Source organism: Blattabacterium cuenoti, assembly GCF_014252055.1.
GTDB lineage: Bacteria > Bacteroidota > Bacteroidia > Flavobacteriales > Blattabacteriaceae > Blattabacterium > Blattabacterium cuenoti_D.
This window is the reverse complement of record NZ_CP059208.1, coordinates 123,365-140,451: the sequence shown is the minus strand read 5'-3', so window position 1 is coordinate 140,451 and position 17,087 is coordinate 123,365. Positions and strand designations below refer to the sequence as shown.

General features: G+C 26.2%; 18 protein-coding genes and 1 tRNA gene. 10 read left to right on the top strand and 9 right to left on the bottom strand.

What is annotated here, in order from left to right; translation table 11 throughout:
• Window positions 1-2: 2 nt before the first annotated feature.
• Window positions 3-2,450 (bottom strand): bifunctional aspartate kinase/homoserine dehydrogenase I, encoded by a 2,448-nt coding sequence (thrA, locus tag H0H48_RS00685; protein WP_185871202.1) that lies wholly within the window; start codon window positions 2,448-2,450, stop codon window positions 3-5.
• A gap of 328 nt (window positions 2,451-2,778) precedes the next feature.
• Between thrA and H0H48_RS00680 the strand changes: the two genes are divergently transcribed.
• Both H0H48_RS00680 and ureC read left to right on the top strand, forming a co-directional pair.
• Window positions 2,779-3,402, top strand: a complete 624-nt coding sequence (locus H0H48_RS00680; RefSeq protein ID WP_185850497.1) for an urease subunit gamma — start codon at window positions 2,779-2,781, stop codon at window positions 3,400-3,402.
• Window positions 3,399-5,102, top strand: coding sequence for an urease subunit alpha (gene ureC, locus H0H48_RS00675; protein WP_185871201.1), 1,704 nt, complete (start codon window positions 3,399-3,401; stop codon window positions 5,100-5,102). The genes H0H48_RS00680 and ureC overlap by 4 nt, the downstream gene beginning before the upstream one ends.
• Window positions 5,103-5,110: 8 nt before the next feature.
• Here ureC and H0H48_RS00670 read toward each other — a convergent pair.
• Both H0H48_RS00670 and H0H48_RS00665 read right to left on the bottom strand, forming a co-directional pair.
• Window positions 5,111-5,192: transfer RNA gene (locus tag H0H48_RS00670), tRNA-Leu, on the bottom strand.
• Window positions 5,193-5,216: 24 nt separating this feature from the next.
• Window positions 5,217-5,603 (bottom strand): deoxycytidylate deaminase, encoded by a 387-nt coding sequence (locus H0H48_RS00665; protein WP_238785336.1) that lies wholly within the window; start codon window positions 5,601-5,603, stop codon window positions 5,217-5,219.
• A gap of 41 nt (window positions 5,604-5,644) precedes the next feature.
• On the opposite strand from H0H48_RS00665, the gene H0H48_RS00660 reads away from it, so the two are divergent.
• On the top strand, window positions 5,645-6,433 hold the full coding sequence (locus H0H48_RS00660; RefSeq protein WP_185871199.1) for an RNA methyltransferase: 789 nt from the start codon (window positions 5,645-5,647) through the stop codon (window positions 6,431-6,433).
• 6 nt (window positions 6,434-6,439) lie between these two features.
• Here the strand turns inward: H0H48_RS00660 and H0H48_RS00655 are convergent, their stop codons facing one another.
• On the bottom strand, window positions 6,440-6,931 hold the full coding sequence (locus H0H48_RS00655; protein ID WP_185850493.1) for a ribonuclease HI: 492 nt from the start codon (window positions 6,929-6,931) through the stop codon (window positions 6,440-6,442).
• Window positions 6,932-6,934: 3 nt separating this feature from the next.
• Window positions 6,935-7,699 (bottom strand): lysophospholipid acyltransferase family protein, encoded by a 765-nt coding sequence (locus tag H0H48_RS00650; protein WP_185871198.1) that lies wholly within the window; start codon window positions 7,697-7,699, stop codon window positions 6,935-6,937.
• A 114-nt stretch (window positions 7,700-7,813) separates the two neighbouring features.
• Here H0H48_RS00650 and fbp point away from each other — a divergent pair, with 114 nt between their 5' ends.
• From fbp to H0H48_RS00635, 3 genes are read left to right on the top strand one after another with little or no spacing between them, the layout of a single operon-like run.
• Entirely contained in the window at window positions 7,814-8,815 is a 1,002-nt protein-coding gene (gene fbp / locus H0H48_RS00645; protein ID WP_185871197.1) for a class 1 fructose-bisphosphatase, read from the top strand.
• A gap of 21 nt (window positions 8,816-8,836) precedes the next feature.
• Complete coding sequence (locus tag H0H48_RS00640; RefSeq protein ID WP_185871196.1) at window positions 8,837-9,010, top strand: hypothetical protein; 174 nt, start codon at window positions 8,837-8,839, stop codon at window positions 9,008-9,010.
• A gap of 22 nt (window positions 9,011-9,032) precedes the next feature.
• The gene (locus tag H0H48_RS00635) at window positions 9,033-9,203 is read left to right on the top strand and encodes a hypothetical protein (RefSeq protein WP_185871354.1); all 171 of its coding nucleotides are present in this window, start codon (window positions 9,033-9,035) and stop codon (window positions 9,201-9,203) included.
• On the opposite strand, the gene H0H48_RS00630 is transcribed toward H0H48_RS00635, so the two are convergent.
• Window positions 9,175-9,750, bottom strand: a complete 576-nt coding sequence (locus H0H48_RS00630) for a MarC family protein (RefSeq protein WP_185871195.1) — start codon at window positions 9,748-9,750, stop codon at window positions 9,175-9,177. The two genes, H0H48_RS00635 and H0H48_RS00630, sit on opposite strands and share 29 nt — an antisense overlap.
• Window positions 9,751-9,913: 163 nt before the next feature.
• Window positions 9,914-11,275: an orotidine-5'-phosphate decarboxylase gene (gene pyrF, locus H0H48_RS00625; protein WP_185871194.1), complete on the bottom strand. Its 1,362-nt coding sequence runs from the start codon at window positions 11,273-11,275 to the stop codon at window positions 9,914-9,916.
• Window positions 11,276-11,348: 73 nt separating this feature from the next.
• Between pyrF and H0H48_RS00620 the strand changes: the two genes are divergently transcribed.
• The gene (locus H0H48_RS00620) at window positions 11,349-12,317 is read left to right on the top strand and encodes a dihydroorotate oxidase (RefSeq protein ID WP_185871193.1); all 969 of its coding nucleotides are present in this window, start codon (window positions 11,349-11,351) and stop codon (window positions 12,315-12,317) included.
• Here H0H48_RS00620 and proS read toward each other — a convergent pair.
• Complete coding sequence (gene proS, locus H0H48_RS00615) at window positions 12,309-13,775, bottom strand: proline--tRNA ligase (protein ID WP_185871192.1); 1,467 nt, start codon at window positions 13,773-13,775, stop codon at window positions 12,309-12,311. The two genes, H0H48_RS00620 and proS, sit on opposite strands and share 9 nt — an antisense overlap.
• 111 nt (window positions 13,776-13,886) lie before the next feature.
• On the opposite strand from proS, the gene rpmF reads away from it, so the two are divergent.
• Genes rpmF through accC form a run of 3 tightly spaced genes read left to right on the top strand, consistent with a single transcriptional unit; the run spans window position 13,887 to window position 15,964 of the window.
• A complete protein-coding gene (gene rpmF, locus H0H48_RS00610) occupies window positions 13,887-14,087 on the top strand; it encodes a 50S ribosomal protein L32 (protein ID WP_185871191.1) in 201 nt (66 codons plus the stop codon).
• A 42-nt stretch (window positions 14,088-14,129) separates the two neighbouring features.
• Complete coding sequence (gene accB, locus H0H48_RS00605) at window positions 14,130-14,594, top strand: acetyl-CoA carboxylase biotin carboxyl carrier protein (RefSeq protein WP_185871190.1); 465 nt, start codon at window positions 14,130-14,132, stop codon at window positions 14,592-14,594.
• Window positions 14,595-14,599: 5 nt separating this feature from the next.
• Window positions 14,600-15,964 (top strand): acetyl-CoA carboxylase biotin carboxylase subunit, encoded by a 1,365-nt coding sequence (gene accC / locus H0H48_RS00600; protein WP_185871189.1) that lies wholly within the window; start codon window positions 14,600-14,602, stop codon window positions 15,962-15,964.
• Here the strand turns inward: accC and prfA are convergent.
• Window positions 15,961-17,061 (bottom strand): peptide chain release factor 1, encoded by a 1,101-nt coding sequence (prfA, locus tag H0H48_RS00595; protein ID WP_185871188.1) that lies wholly within the window; start codon window positions 17,059-17,061, stop codon window positions 15,961-15,963. The genes accC and prfA overlap by 4 nt on opposite strands.
• Window positions 17,062-17,087: the final 26 nt, after the last annotated feature.

Here is a 17,087-nt window from a genome sequence, read left to right as displayed (position 1 = left end):
TATTATTTAGTAGCTTTAATAATATCAGAAAAAACTCCTGATGCAGTAACTTCTGCTCCAGCTCCAGCACCTCTTATGATAAGAGGTTGTTCAGCGTAACGATATGTATTATATAAGACCATATTATCTTTTCCTTCTAATTGAAAAAATGGATGATTTTGCTGAACAGATTCCAATCCAACAAAAGCTATCCCATTTTCATAACGTGCGATAAAACGTAAACGTTTTTTTAATTTTTCTGCTTCATTTCTAATATCAAAAAAGTAATCTTTATACTTATGTAATTCTTGATAAAAACTATCTATTGAACTCGACTTTAAACAAGTTTCAGGAAGAAATGATTTTTTATGTATATCACTTAATTCTAATGGGGCCCCACATTCTCTTGCTAAAATAACAATCTTCCTCATAACATCTAATCCACTTAGATCAATACGAGGATCTGGTTCTGTATATCCTTTTAATTGAGCTTCTTTTACAACTTCTAAAAAAGATTTTTTTCCCGTAAAACAATTGAATATAAAATTCAAACTTCCTGATAATACTGCTTCAATTTTATTTATTTTATCTCCACTATTTATAAGGTCATTTAATGTACTAATAACTGGAAGACTTGCTCCTACATTAGTTTCAAATAAAAAAGGAGCTTTAAAATGTCTAGATAAAGTCTTTAATTTTTTGTAATGTTCATAATCAGAAGAACAAGCTATCTTATTACAGGTAATGACCCCTATTCCATTTTTCAAGAATTTTTCGTAAGTCATAGCCATTTCTTCACTAGCTGTATTATCAACAAATAAACTATTTCTTAAATTAAATTTCCAAACTTTTTCCATAAATGAATATATATTCATTTTTTCTCCTTTTTCATTAAGATATTTATTCCATTCACCTAAATTTATTCCATGATTATGGAAATACATTTTTCTACTATTAGCCAATCCTATTACTCTTACTTGAAGTTTTAATTCTTCTAATAAATAATTTTGTTGTTGATCTATTTGTTCAAGTAACTTGCTACCTACTTTTCCAACGCCACAAATAAAAAGATTAATTTGTTTTGGAGGACTTTCGAAAAATGCTTCATGTAAAGTATTCAATGCTTTTTTAAAATCAGTTTTTCTAATAACAGCTGATATATTTTTTTCAGTAGATCCTTGTGCAATAGCTCTAACATTAATACTATTTCTACCCAAAGAAGAAAACATTTTACCGCTAGTTCCATGAAGATTTTTCATATTATCTCCCACTACTGCAATTATGCAAAGATCTTTTTCTATTCTTAATGGATCTATACGTCTTTGATGTATTTCTTGAGAAAATTCACTATCTATAACTGTTTTTGCTTTTATAACATCCATTTCATTAATTCCAGTAGTAATAGAATGTTCTGAAGAACTTTGAGTTATAAAAATTACATTTATTTTTTCACGTGATAGAGCATCAAATAAACGTTTAGAATATCCAGGATTTCCTATCATTCCACTCCCCTCAAGAGTAAGAAGAGCCATATTCTGAATTCCAGATATTCCGGTAACAGGTTGACTAATATTTGTATTTTTACTAATATAAATTAAAGTACCTGTGTCCATAGGATAAAAAGTATTTTTAATTTGTATGGGGATGTGTTTTTTCATAGCAGGTTGTATTGTAGGAGGATAAATTACTTTTGCTCCAAAATGAGATAATTCCATAGCTTCTTCATAAGAAATTTCTTTAATGGGAAAAGCTTGATTTACTATTTTCGGATTAGCTGTCATCATCCCACTTACATCTGTCCATATTTCAAGTAGACTTGCAGATATAGCAGCGGCTAAAATAGCTGCAGTATAATCAGACCCCCCTCTTCCCAAAGTAGTTGTTTCGTTTTCTAATGTAGCCCCTATAAAACCGGGTAAAACAATATATTCTGATATTTTTTCACGAAAAAATTGAATAATATTGTGATTACTTGTAATGAAATCCACTTGAGCACATCCAAATTGAGAATCTGTAATGATTAAATCTCTGCTGTCTTTGCAGACAGCGTCTAGTCCAGATTGTTTTAATTTTTCTGCTATGAGATAAGAAGAACTAAGTTCTCCAAAACTCATAATTTTATCCAAAGAACGTTTTGATAATTCTTCTACTTGAAAAATTCCATCACATAAACTTTCTAAATCATTGACATTTTTTTTTATCCAACTAATTAAATGACTTTGATAAGTAATCGGAAACAGTTCTCTAATAATATTAATATGACGAATTTCTATTTCTTCTAATATATCTTTGTAACTATTTCTTCTTTCAGAAGCTAATTTACCACATTGTATAAGTTGATCCGTAATATTTCCTAATGCAGAAACAACAATTGCATATTTTCCTTTTGGTTTTTTTTCTAATAAAGAACAAATACGTTTTATTGCATTAGAATGAGCTACGGAACTTCCTCCAAATTTTAAAACTTGCATTTCTTAATTATTTTTAATAACAATTTTCCCTCTATTGATGCAAAAATAATCATAATTTATGGAGGCGTGTTTTTTTATTTATTTATTCATTGAAAGATTAGATAGAAATTAAAATTCTTTTTGTATGTTTACGATATATGATAACAATTTTTGTTGTTTTATTGTAATGATAAATGTAATAAATGATGGGATGATTTCATATTTCATATATAAAAAATAAAGAGTTATTTATTTAGAATAATATTTCATAACTTTAAAAAATTCAAATGAATTATTGTTATAATGATATTTTTATTTTGTTTGTGAACAAAAATAATTAAAATAGAGTATGCATTTAACTTCTTATGAAAAGGAAAAAATTCTTCTGCATATGGCTGGAGAATTGGCAAAAAAACGTTTAAAAAGAGGATTAAAACTAAATTATCCTGAGTCTTTGGCATTGATCACCAATTATGTAATGGAAGGAGCTCGTGAAGGAAAAACAGTAAAAAATCTTATGAAAGAAGCTGCAAATATCCTTAAAAATGAGCAAGTTATGGATGGAGTTCATGAAATGCTTAATAATGTTCAAGTAGAAGCTACTTTTCCTGATGGTACAAAGTTAGTAACAATACACAATCCTATTAAAAAAAAAGGAACTTCCAATGTTATTCCAGGACAATATGATCTTCTTAAAGAAGAAATTGTTTTACTATCTGGAAGATCTCGTATAAAAAGAGTAGTTTCTAATTCTGGAAATCGTCCTATACAAATAGGTTCTCATTTTCATTTTTACGAAACAAACCCAGCTCTTATTTTTGATAGAGAAGGAACTAGGGGTTATAAGTTAGATTTACCTTCTGGAAGGTCCATTAGATTTGAACCAGGAGAAACAAAAGAAGTAATTTTAGTGGAAATAGGAGGAAATAAAAAAATTTATGGTTTTTCAGGAAAAGAAAATACGAAAATATGAAAAAAATAGATAGAGAATCTTATGCTAGCATGTATGGTCCAACCAAAGGAGATAAAATTCGTTTAGGTGATACATCTCTATGGATTGAAATAGAAAAAGATTATACTATTTATGGAGATGAATGTGTTTTTGGAGGTGGAAAAGTTATTAGAGATGGAATGGGTCAACATCCATTAGCAACAAAAAAAAGAGTTTTAGATTTAGTATTGACTAATGCTATTATTATCGATCACTGGGGTATTGTAAAAGCAGATATTGGAATAAAGAATGGAATTATAGTAGGAATAGGAAAATCAGGAAATCCATATTTTATGGATAGTGTACACCCCAACATGTATATTGGGGCAGGAACAGAAGTTATTTCTTGTGAAAACATGATAGTTACAGCAGGTAGCGTTGATAGTCACGTACATTATATATGTCCACAATTATTTGAAGTAGCATTGGAAAATGGGACAACTACTATCATAGGAGGAGGGTCAGGGCCTGCTACGGGGAGCATAGCAACTAATTGTACTTCAGGTGTTTGGAATATTCAAAGAATGTTAAAAAGCACCGATCATATTCCTATAAATTTCATTTTTCTTGCAAGCGGAAATAGTTCTAGTTCAAAAGCTTTAATTGAACAAATAGAAGCTGGAGCAGGTGGATTAAAAATTCATGAAGATTGGGGAAGTACCCCTCATGTTATAGATCAATGTTTAAATGTTGCGGAGGAGTTGGATATTCAAGTAAATATACATACAGATTCATTAAATGAATCTGGTTACATAGAAGATACCTTAAAAACTTTTAAAGGTAGAACTATTCATACCTATCATACAGAAGGAGCTGGAGGAGGACATACTCCTGACTTATTAAAAGTGATATCATTTTCTAATGTATTACCTTCATCTACAAGTCCTACTATGCCTTATACTTGTAACACAATAGATGAACATTTGGATATGTTGATGATCTGTCATCATTTAGATTCTAATCTTCCAGAAGATATTGCTTTTGCTAAATCTCGTATAAGATCCGAAACTATTAGTGCGGAAGGAGTATTACATGATATAGGAGCAATAAGCATGACTAGTTCCGATTCTCAGGCTATGGGTAGAATAGGGGAAATTGTTAAAAGAACATGGCAAACAGCTGATAAAATGAAAAAGCAAAGAGGCCCCATTAAAGAGGATAATTCTAAAAATGATAATTTTAGAGTAAAGAGATATATTTCGAAATATACAATAAATCCTGCTATTACACATGGTATTTCAGAATACGTTGGATCAATTCATGTTGGAAAAATGGCAGATTTAGTTATTTGGAAACCTTCTTTTTTTGGAGCTAAACCAGAATTGGTAATAAAAGGAGGAATGATTGCATACGCTAGTGTTGGAGATCCAAATGCCACTATTCCTACTCCACAACCATTTATGTATCGAAAAATGTTTGGTTTTTTTGAACCAAAAATAAGTAGTGTTTTTATTCCTATAAATGCTATTAACAATTGTTTTTTTGAAAAAAATGAAATAAAAAAACAAATCAAAGTAGTAAGAGGATGTAGATCTATTTCAAAGGAAAAAATGATTCTAAATGAAAAAACCCCAAATGTAGAAATCGATCCAAAAACTTATAATGTTTATATAAATGGAGAGAAAATAATTTCTAAACCTTCTGATATTTTACCATTATCCCAAAGATATTTTTTATTTTAAAAATAAAATACCCAGGGCGGGATTTGAACCCGCATGATAAAAATCATTGGATTTTGAGTCCAACGCGTCTACCAATTTCGCCACCTGGGTTTTATTTTATAAATGTTTGAAAAATTAATTCAATTTTTCAACTTCTATTTCCAATTTTTTAAGAAAAAAAAAACTTTCATGATCTTTTTTATCATTTTTATGCAAATATATAACTCTTTTTAAACTAGATAAATAAATTAATTTACTACATTCTTTACATGGAAAATGAGTGATATATATAGAAGCTCCATTGCAAGATAAAGATGAAGACGATATTTTTAATATAGCATTAGCTTCGGCATGTAATACATACCATTTAGTTTTTCCATTTATATCTTCACAAAGATTATCAAAACCAATTGGTGTATTATTATATCCATCAGATATAATTTTATTATCTTTTACTATAACAGCTCCTACTTTTTTTTTTTTACAAAAAGAAAATTTTGAAACAAAAATTGCTTTATTCATATAGACAATATCATCATTTTTTTTAATCATAAAATAAGATAATGAAAAAAATATACAGTTTGAAAAATACGAAAATTAAAAATTTAATTAAAAATTATAAAGGAAAAAATAAAAATAAAGTCTTCCTTGTAGAAGGAATAAAAGAATTTGAAATGGCAATAAAAGGTCTATTTTATCCAATAGAGATTTTTATATGCAACAAAATATTTCACGAATATAATTTGATTGAATCATTTAAATCAATAATTTTCTATATTAACGTAAATATATTTAAAAAAATATCTTATAGAGAAAATTCTGGTGGGATTATTGCTTTATTTAAAGAAAAAAAAGAAAACGTATTAAAGAAAATTAAAATTTCTAATAATAATACGTTGATCCTTATTTTGGATGGTATAGAAAAACCTGGAAATTTAGGATCTATATTAAGAATAGCTAATGCAGTTGGAATTAATATAATTATCATATGTAATATGAAAACTTATATTTTTAATTCCAATGTAATTAGATCTAGTTTAGGGTGTGTTTTTATAACTCCTATCTTTATAGAAGAAAAAATAGAAGTTATTTTACATTGGTTGAAAAAAAATGATGTAAAAATATTTACGACTGGGTTTAATAATAGTTCTAATATATATAGTACAAAATTATCTTATCCTCGTATAGCTATTATTTTTGGATCTGAAGATAAAGGAGTTTCTGATATTTGGCTAGAAAAAGCTAACAAGATAATAAAAATTCCTATGTTTGGGAATATAAATTCACTAAATGTTAGTCACGCAGTATCTATAATAACTTATGAAATCATTAGACAAAAATATTATAACTAATTAATTTCATTTATTTTGTTTTTCATAAACATAATCTATTTTTAGATTTTTTCTTTTAGATGCTTCTGTAGATAATCTATCACAATAATCATTAATATAATGATTGCTATGGCCTTTAATCCATTGAAAAATGATATAATGCTGGTAAAATGAAAACAAAAATCTTTTCCACAAATCTACATTTTTTTTTTTGTAAAAGTTATTTTTCTCCCAACTGTGAATCCATTTATTTTGAATAGTATTTACTATATACTTAGAATCGGTAAAGACAACAACATTTTGTTTTTTCTTTTCTATTTTTTCCAATCCAACTATTATAGCTAGCAATTCCATTCGATTATTAGTAGTATAACGATATCCTTCAGATATAGAGGTTATCTTTTTCGTATAAGAAAATCCAGTAATCATTTCTTCTATAAAGACTCCATATCCTCCTGGTCCTGGATTTCCTCTAGAGGAACCATCGGTATAAATATAAATTTTTCTATTATTATTCACGGATTATTTATTTATATTTTCCTTTTCAAATTTTTTCAATTGATATTTTATTATATTAAAACATTTTTCTTTTAAAGAATCTTTATCTTTTAATGATAAATTTAGTGTTGATATGGAATGATGTTGTTTAATTCTTATTTTTCCAGGAAATCCTTTTATAATAGAATTACTAGGAAATTTAGTTTTTATATCTGCTATAGTAAATGGAATAATAGGAATTTTATTTATAATAGCTATAAAGAATGCTCCGCTTTTAAAACGATCTAAAAAGATTGAAGGATTAGGTACCCCTCCTTCTGGAAAAAGACAAACACTTTTTCCAGAATCTACTTTTTTTTGAATCTTTTTAAAGACTTTAATACAGCTAGATAAACTTTTTCTATCTATCAAAATATTACTCTTTTTATAAACAAATCCAAAAAAAGGAAGTTTAGCTAATTCTGCTTTTCCTACAAATACCATAGGATGGTTTCTCATAAGAGAGTAAATCAACATGATATCCATGATAGAACTGTGATTGCTGATAATTATGTATTGTTTCTTTTTATCTAAGATCTCTTTTTCATCTTTTTCCAGTTCGTACCAAAATCCCATAAGGAAAAGATTGCATCTTGCCCATATTTGATGAAACCAATATGCAATTGGATAATATTTATCTTTAAATAAAAATGGAATGGACACTGCAGCAAATAATGGTACTAAAAATAAATTAATAAGAAAGAACCACATACGCCATAACAATATTAATGATATTTGTATTATTCTCATTGAAAATAAAATTAAAATAATAAAATTATAAAGTTTATTTATTTTATTCTACTATCTATACTAATAATAGATACACTTGAAAAAGTTATCTTAAAAAGATTGATATTTATAATTATGTATACATTAGGAGAATTTATTATAAAAAATAGAGATAATTTTTTATATTCTATAGAGTCTTTATTACGTTTATTTAGTTCCATAAAATTAGCTTCTAAAGCAATACATAAGGAAGTTAATAAAGTTGGATTAACAGAAGAATTAATAGGAAGTTCTGGAATAACTAATATCCAAGGAGAGAATCAACAAAAATTAGATAATTTTGCTCATAAAGCATTTATTGAATCTTTTAAAAGTAGAAATGTTGTTTGTGGAATTGCTTCTGAAGAAAGTGAGGATTTCATAGTAATAAAAGAAAAAAAAGAAAATTTTTATCAAAATCAATATATTGTATTAATAGATCCACTAGATGGATCTTCTAATATAGATGTGAATGTTTCTATAGGTACTATATTTTCTGTTTATTTAAGAAAATCTTCTGTTAAAATGGATTTAACGATAAGTGATTTTTTACAGAAAGGGAAAAAACAAATTTTGGCTGGATATATTATTTATGGATCTTCTACTATATTAGTATTTACTATAGGGAAGGGGGTTCATGGATTTACTTTAGATCCTTCAGTAGGAACATTTTATTTATCTCATCCAAATCTACACTTTCCTAAAGTAGGAAGTATATATTCTATTAATCATGGTAATTATGCTAATTTTTCTAGTGAGATTAAAAAATTTATAAGGTATTGTCAAGAAAAAAAAGAAAATCGCCCTTATACAGCGCGATATATAGGATCTTTAGTAGGGGACTTTCATAGAAATATGATAAAAGGCGGAATATATATTTATCCTAAAACTGATTCATCTCCAAATGGAAAATTGAGATTACTTTATGAATGTAATCCTATAGCTTTTTTGACAGAACAAGCAGGTGGAAAAGCATCTGATGGAGAAAATAGAATTTTAGATATAAAACCTATTAAATTACATCAGAGAACTCCATTTGTTTGCGGGTCTGTAGAAATGGTTTCAAAATTTGAGGAATTTATTGCTAATTATAAATAATTAAACATATCAATCTTAATTATGAAAATAAAATTAAAAAAAAAGAAAATTTTTGAAGAGATAATTAAAAATGGAAAATATATTTTTATTTTTCCTATTTTATCTGTGATTTTTTCACCAAAAAACCTTATAAAAGAGGAAAATAATAAAAAATATCCAGTTTTAATCGGAACTTTAGTAAAAAAAAAATTTTAAGAAAGCTGTCTCCAGAAATAGAATCAAAAGATTATTACGATCTTCTTTTTCAAAGAATAAATTTATTATAAACAAAAAAATTTACATTATTCTTATTTATAAAGCTCATCACTTACCATCTTTTAAAGAAATAGATCAATCTACAAAGGAAATCTTTCGTAAAATCACTGTTGAAATAATTGGCCAGCATTAGCTCCAAAAATTTTAACTGCAAAAGCTAATAAAACAATTCCAAATATTTTTTTTAGGATATCTAATCCATTATTTCCTATTTTTTCAGCTATAAAATCACATCTATCTATAACAAAATAAACTACAATCATATTGAGTATTAGAGATAAAAGTATGATATTGACGTCATAAGTTGTTCTCAATGAAATTAAAGTAGTTAATGATCCAGGACCAGCTATAAGTGGAAAAGCTATTGGTACAATAGAAGTCTGTGCATTTTCTTTTACTTGGTGTAAATCAATTCCTAATATCATTTCTAAACCAATTAAAAATAATACAATAGATCCAGCTACAGAAAAAGAGTGAACATCTACTCCTATAATTTTTAACATAGGTTGTCCTAAAAATAGAAAAGATAAAAATATAATAAGAGAAGTTACTACAACTTTTTTAGTCTCTATAATATTTCCTTTGGATTTAAATCCCATAATTATAGGAGCATTTCCCAATATATCTATAATACTAAAAAGTATCATAAAACAACTAATTAATGAATTAATCCATTCCATATTAAAAATTAAAAATTTATTTGAAAATTATTTTTTTATTAAATAAAAAATTGTTACTGCTAGTAAAGTATTATTTTATATTCTTTATACAAATTAAAGAAAATTATAATCAGTATCATTAATTTATTAAAAAAAAACTTAACATAAATTAAGTATTTTCATTTTAAAGTTTTGTTTCATAAGCATTCCATGCTTCTTTTCTATATTTTTCTGCTTCTAATACTGGATTTTTTGATTGATAGATAGCTTTTCCAACAATAATAAAATCAGTTTTATTTTTTTCAAATGCTTTTCTAGGATGAATGTAATCTTTTTTTTTATTATTTTTATTATTTGAAAAATGGATCCCAGGACTAAATAACAATAATCGATCATCTACTTTTCGTTGTGCAACAGTTCCAATTACTTTTGGATTTTTTATAGAAATATTTAATACATTTCTTATGTAATTATCATCAGATAATCTATCATGAGAAGACATTTCAGATATAGTAATTAAAGCCATATTACATGGAATATTTAATTTTTGTATACTATTTTTTCCAGAAAGTAAATGAACTGTAATAATATCAGCCCAAGAAGAAATTTTATGAATACCATAATGAAGTTGAAGATAATTGGTATAACCTACATCACTTAATTTTCTATCTTCAAATAATAAAAATTTTTTTTCTAATGATATTTTTTTTAGAGAAGTAATAAATGATGAAGAAAAATCATTTATAATATCTGCGTGGATTTTTAATCCACAAATTATATCTCCAATTGAATTTACTAATTCAAGTATTTTATTAGAGTACATTATATCTGCTGAAAATATTAAATTTGTTTTCTTCTCCAATGAAATATCTATAAGTTTTTTTCCAATAGGATGATTTAGTTTTTTTCTTTTTTCCTCATAAGAAAGACGTTTTTCTTGAACATTTTTTATCTTTTTTTTGAAGAAAAGTTGAATCATATGTAATTCCTTTTTTTTTAATAAATTTATTTTGTTTAACATATTTAATATATCTCCTATTCGAAATAAGGTTTTTATATTATATCCTCTTTTTTTTATGTTTTCTATTCCTCCTTGTTCTCTATCAAGAATTGACATAATGTCTTTTATAATTAAACCTTCTTTTTCTAGGTCTATTATAGTTTTTAATAAGCTATCTCCACTTGTAATAACATCTTCTATAAGAAAACAATTTTGTCCTTTTTTATAAATACCTTCTATCATTCGTTCTGTTCCATAACCTTTATTTTCTTTTCTTTTAATTATTAAAGGAACATTAGTTCTTAATGATAAAGCAGTAGCTATAGGTAGAGCCGCATATGGAACTCCACAAATTAGCTCAAAATCAGTAAAATTAGTTTCATTAATTAGTAGATCAGATAATTTGATTAATAAATCTGGTCTAGAAGCTATTGGACGAAAATCTATATATATAGGAGATTTTATTCCACTTTTCAAAGTAAAATTACCGAATTTTATGATTCCTAAATCATAAATTTTTAAGAAGAAATGTTCTTTTTTTTCCATAAAAAAACTGTTTTGGTAAAGTTAAAAATTTTAAAATTCTATAAGTTTGAATATTATTATAATTTACCTATTCATGTATACAAAAAAAATAGATATATCTACCAGTATAAAAAAAATAAAGCTTTCATCATGTATAATGAATGCATCAGGCGCTCTTTGTTCTACAGAACAAGAACTGAATAAGTTATTAAAAAGTTCTTCAGGAGCAATTATTACAAAAAGTTGTACTTCTTTTCCTAGAAAAGGAAATATGAACCCAAGATATTTTTATTGTAAAAAATATGGAAGTATAAATTCTATGGGACTACCTAATCTTGGTATAGATTTTTATTTAGATTTCTTTGAAAAGAAGAAAACTAAAAAACCTATTTTTCTATCTATATCTGGTTTATCTGAAGAAGAAAATTTTTTCCTTCTTAGGAAAGCAAATCTTTCCTCAAAAATTTCTGCTGTAGAATTAAATTTATCGTGTCCAAATATTCTTGTAAAAGATAAAAAGAATAATATGATAAATATAGGATATGATTCTTATAAATTATCGTCATTTTTAAAAGAAGTATTCAAATTATATGAAAAACCTTTAGGATTAAAATTACCTCCTTATTTTAATGAGATTGATATAAAAAATATTGCTTTTATTTTAAATAAATATCCTATTTATTTTGTTACTTGTATTAATAGTATCCCTAATGGGATTTTTATTAATTCTACAAATGAATCAGTAGTTATATCTCCAAAAAAAGGATTTGGCGGTATAGGAGGAAAAATAATCAAACCATTTGCATTAGCAAATATTCGTTTATTTTATCTTTATCTTCGTAAAGAAATTTCTATTATAGGATGCGGAGGAATTACTAATGGAAAAGATATTTTTGATCATGTTTTATGTGGTGCTTCTGCTGTTCAAATAGGAACTCAATTTATTGAAGAAGGTCTTACTGTTTTTGATAGACTGGAAAAAGAATTTATTTCTATTTTAGAGAAAAAAAACTACCTATCCATAGATAATTTTAAAGGAAATTTAAAAAAAAACCTAATATGATTTAGAAAATACAACCCTTTGGAAAGAATTATTTCCGGAATAAATACATTTTCCTTCCTCTTTTTTAAAAGAAATAGGAATAAATCGTATCGTAGCTTCTGTATCTTCTTGAATTTTTTTTGCTGTATTTTTATTTCCATCCCAATGAGCTAGAATAAAACCACCAACATTACATATTTTTTCTTTAAAATCATTATAATAATCTGATTTTATAGTCATTTTTTTTGTTCTATCCAAAGCTTTTTGGTAAATATTTTTTTGTATATCATTAAGTAATTGAGGAATATTTTTTTTTAAATCTTTCAAAGAAATAGATATTTTTTGATATGTATCTCTTCTAAAAATTTCTAATTTTTCATTTTTTATTTCATTTTTTCCTATACTGATTCGGATAGGGATTCCTTTCATTTCATATTCATAGAATTTCCATCCCGGAGTAAATACTTTTCTATCATCATATTTTACACGTATTTTTTCTTTTCTTAAAATATTTAAAATTTTTATTGAAAATTCATCTATTTTAGAATATTCTTCATCATTATGATATATAGGAACAATAATGATTTGTATGGGAGCTATTTTTGGAGGGAGTATTAATCCATTATCATCAGAATGTGACATTATTATAGCACCTATAAATCTAGTAGAAATTCCCCAAGAAGTGGACCAAACATATTCTTTTTTTCCACAAGAGTTAGTAAATTTTACATCAAAAGCTTTTGAAAAATTTTGTCCTAAAAAGTGAGAAGTCCCTATCTGTAAAGCTTTTCCATCTTGCATTATTGCTTCTATACAATATGTTGTATCAGATCCATGAAATTTATCCATATAAGGTTTTATTCCTTGTAATACTGGAATAGCCATGAATTTTTCTGAAAAATCTGTATATATATTTAATATTTTTTTGGTTTCTTCTATCGCTTCAGCTTTTGTTGAATGTGCAGTATGCCCTTCTTGCCACAAAAATTCATTAGTTCTAAGAAAAAGACGAGGACGCATTTCCCATCTAATAGCATTTCCCCATTGATTCAAAAGAATTGGTAAATCTCTGTAAGATTGAATCCAATTTTTATATGTTCTCCATATAATGCTTTCAGATGTGGGTCTAACTACTAATTCTTCTTGTAATTTGGATTCAGGATCAATTATTAATTCTTCTTTATTTTTCATTAATTTAGAATGCGTAACAACAGCACATCCTTCAGAAAAAATTTCAGTATGTTCTTTTTCCTTTGAAAAAGAAGATTTAGGAATTAACGAAGGAAAATATACATTTTCATGTCCAGTTTCTTTAAGTATTTTATCTAATTTTTTCTTTATTATTTCCCATATAGAATATCCATATGGCTTCATAATCATAAATCCTCGAATTCCAGAAAATTCAGCTAATTTAGATTTATTAATTATTTCATTATACCATTTAGAATAGTTTTCTCTTCGTTTAGTTAGTCGATTCATAAAATCATAAAAAAATGAGTATTAACATTAGTTACAATATATAACAATAATTTTTATTAACACATTTGAATTTATTTCTAAATTAGTGATTAAATTCAATGGTATTATTTTATGGCACATCCTAAAAGAAGACAATCTAAATCTAGAAAAAATAAAAGAAGAAATCATTTAAAGGTTGAAGAACCTTTATTAGTGAAATGTCCTTTAACAAATCAAAAACATTTGTATCATCATGCTTATTGGAAGGATAATAAATTATATTACAAAGGAAAAATTTTATATAATAAAAATAAAGAAGAAGATATACAGTAAAAAATATAAAAGACAACACATATCAAATAATATTTGTTGTATATGAATTTAAAATATTTAGAAAAAATTAAATCGTTGATTCAATTTATTTCAAAATCTGATATTAGTGAAATAAAAATCAAGATAGGTAGAACTAAAATTCATATTAAAAATAGTAAATGCAACAAAAATAAATTGTGGAAAACATCTTATCCAAAAATATCTTCTTATGTTTCTGATTTTTCAGATAGATTTTCGAAATCAGAAAAAGAAAATGAAAATCAATATTTAACAATAAAATCTCCTATGATAGGAACGTTTTATCGAAGACCTCATCCAGATAAAGAACCATTTGTTAAAATAGGAGATAAGATAAAAATAGGTACAAAAGTATGTGTAATAGAAGCTATGAAATTGTTTAATGACATAGAATCTGAATTTAATGGAAAACTTATTAAAATTTTAGTGGAAGACTCTACTCCAGTTGATTATGATCAACCTTTATTTATTTTGGATCCTAATTCTTAATTTCTATGTTTAAAAAAATATTAATAGCTAATCGTGGAGAAATTGCCTTAAGGATCATACGTACTGCAAAAGAAATGGGGATAAAAACAGTCTCCGTTTATTCTACTGTAGATAAACATAGTTTACATGTTTATTTTGCAGATGAAGCAGTATGTATAGGTCCTCCTTCTCCATATAAATCTTATTTAAACGTTCCAAATTTAATATCTGCGGCTGAATTAACAAATGCAGACGCTATCCATCCAGGATATGGGTTTTTATCTGAAAGTGCTTATTTTTCATCTATGTGTAATAAACATGGAATAAAGTTTATAGGAGGGACCCCAAGTCATATGATCCAAATGGGAAATAAAATTTCTGCTAAAAACACCATGAGAAAAGCTGGTATTTCATGTTTACCTGGATCAGGTTGTTTTATTGATTATTCTTACAAAAAGATAGAGAAAATTGCAGATAAAATAGGGTATCCTATCATAATAAAAGCAGTTTTTGGAGGAGGAGGAAGAGGAATAAGATCTGTATTGGAAAAAAATTGTTTGAAAATGTCTTGGGAAGAAGCTAAAAAAGAATCTTTAGCCTGTTTTGGAAAAAATGATATGTATATGGAAAAACTTGTTTTAAATCCTAGGCATATAGAAATTCAAATTTTAGGAGATCAATATGGAAGAGCTTGTCATTTATCTGAGAGAGATTGTTCTATTCAAAGAAGAAACCAAAAATTAGTGGAAGAAGCTCCTTCTCCCTTTTTAACTACATCTCTTAGAAAAAAAATGGGAGCAGAAGCAGTAAAAGCTGCGGAATTTATCCGTTATGAAGGGGTAGGCACCATAGAATTTTTAGTGGACGATAAAAAAAATTATTATTTCATGGAAATGAATCCTAGAATACAAGTAGAACATGCTATTACTGAAGAAGTAACAGGATTAGATTTGATTAAAGAACAAATATTTTTAGCTTGTGGAAAAAAAATTATAAAAAACAAAAATTTTTTTCCAAAAATGTGTTCTCTAGAATGTAGAATTAATGCTGAAGAACCATATAAAAACTTTCGTCCAGTTCCTGGAAAAATTACGCATATGCATATACCAGGTGGTAAAGGGGTCCGTATAGATACTCATATTTATGCTGGGTATTATGTTTCTCATTATTATGATTCTATGATTGCTAAAGTTATTACTACAGCAAAAAGTAGAAAAGAAACTATTGAAAAAATGAAACGTTCTTTAGATGAATTTGTAATAGAAGGAATAGGTACAACTATTCCTTTTCATAAAAAACTTATGCAGAATGATGATTTTTTAAAAGGAAGTTACAATACAAATTTTCTAGATAGAATTAATTTAGAATCTTTTTTATCTGACAATAATTAAAATTTATTTTGATCATTATCGAAATTTTTTAATAAATCAATCATTTCTTGAATATCTCCATTCATAAAATTTGTTAGATCATGGATAGACTTATGTATTCTATGATCTGTTACTCTACTATGAGGATAATTATAAGTTCTTATCTTTACGGAACGATCTCCTGTGGAGACTAATGATTTTCTTTCTATAGATCTTTCTTTTAATTGTTTTTCCATTCTTTTATGATAAATGCGTGATCTTAATACATTCATTGCTTTTTCAAAATTTTTATGTTGAGAACGTTCTTCTTGGCATTCTACTGTTATTTTGCTTGGAATGTGTGTTAGTCTTACAGCAGATTCTGTTTTATTTACATGCTGTCCTCCAGATCCACTAGATCTAAAAGTATCTTTTTTAACATCAGATAAATTTATTTTTACCTCTATTTCTTTTACTTGAGGTAAAACGGCCACTGTAATAGCAGATGTGTGTACTCTACCTTGAGATTCTGTTTTTGGGATTCTTTGGACTCTATGTACTCCAGATTCAAATTTTAAATCCCCATAAACTCCTATTCCTTCTTTTCCAATAATGTCCAAAATAATTTCTTTATACCCTTTAATTCCACCTTTTTGAGCATGTATAATCTTATATTTCCAACCAGATTTTTTAAAATACATTGTATACATTCTTAATATATCTTCTACGAAAAGACAAGCTTCATCACCTCCTGTTCCAGATCGTAATTCCATAATAGCATTTCTATTATCTTCCGTAATATTTTCTTCTATAGATGATGAAAATAAAACATTTTCAATGTCCTTTTCTACATTGGAAATTTTTTTTAAGATATTAGATCTTTCAACAAATGCTAATTCTTTCATTCCTATATCTTTATCATTTTCTATGATGAAGTTTACTTCTTGTAGAAAATTTAGTTCTTTCTTATATTTCTGATGTAAGAATGATATTCTTTCTAATTTTAGATATCTCTTAAAAAATTCTTTAGATTTTTCTTTATCATAAAAAATGTTATTATGAGGCTTTATAGATTTTGATATTTTTTGAAATTCATTTTCATATTCTTCTAATTTTTGAATTAATAATGGTTTTTTCATTTTTTCTTATTTATTCCACAATAATA

Coding starts and splice junctions, on each gene's coding strand:
- H0H48_RS00620 (WP_185871193.1), top strand. CDS start 11,349: ATGTATACAAAAAAAATAGATATATCTACCAGTATAAAAAAAATAAAG.
- H0H48_RS00665 (WP_238785336.1), bottom strand. CDS start 5,603: ATGAATAAAGCAATTTTTGTTTCAAAATTTTCTTTTTGTAAAAAAAAA.
- H0H48_RS00650 (WP_185871198.1), bottom strand. CDS start 7,699: ATGAGAATAATACAAATATCATTAATATTGTTATGGCGTATGTGGTTC.
- prfA (WP_185871188.1), bottom strand. CDS start 17,061: ATGAAAAAACCATTATTAATTCAAAAATTAGAAGAATATGAAAATGAA.
- H0H48_RS00630 (WP_185871195.1), bottom strand. CDS start 9,750: ATGGAATGGATTAATTCATTAATTAGTTGTTTTATGATACTTTTTAGT.
- H0H48_RS00660 (WP_185871199.1), top strand. CDS start 5,645: ATGAAAAAAATATACAGTTTGAAAAATACGAAAATTAAAAATTTAATT.
- accC (WP_185871189.1), top strand. CDS start 14,600: ATGTTTAAAAAAATATTAATAGCTAATCGTGGAGAAATTGCCTTAAGG.
- rpmF (WP_185871191.1), top strand. CDS start 13,887: ATGGCACATCCTAAAAGAAGACAATCTAAATCTAGAAAAAATAAAAGA.
- H0H48_RS00680 (WP_185850497.1), top strand. CDS start 2,779: ATGCATTTAACTTCTTATGAAAAGGAAAAAATTCTTCTGCATATGGCT.
- fbp (WP_185871197.1), top strand. CDS start 7,814: ATGTATACATTAGGAGAATTTATTATAAAAAATAGAGATAATTTTTTA.
- proS (WP_185871192.1), bottom strand. CDS start 13,775: ATGAATCGACTAACTAAACGAAGAGAAAACTATTCTAAATGGTATAAT.
- H0H48_RS00640 (WP_185871196.1), top strand. CDS start 8,837: ATGAAAATAAAATTAAAAAAAAAGAAAATTTTTGAAGAGATAATTAAA.
- accB (WP_185871190.1), top strand. CDS start 14,130: ATGAATTTAAAATATTTAGAAAAAATTAAATCGTTGATTCAATTTATT.
- ureC (WP_185871201.1), top strand. CDS start 3,399: ATGAAAAAAATAGATAGAGAATCTTATGCTAGCATGTATGGTCCAACC.
- thrA (WP_185871202.1), bottom strand. CDS start 2,450: ATGCAAGTTTTAAAATTTGGAGGAAGTTCCGTAGCTCATTCTAATGCA.
- pyrF (WP_185871194.1), bottom strand. CDS start 11,275: ATGGAAAAAAAAGAACATTTCTTCTTAAAAATTTATGATTTAGGAATC.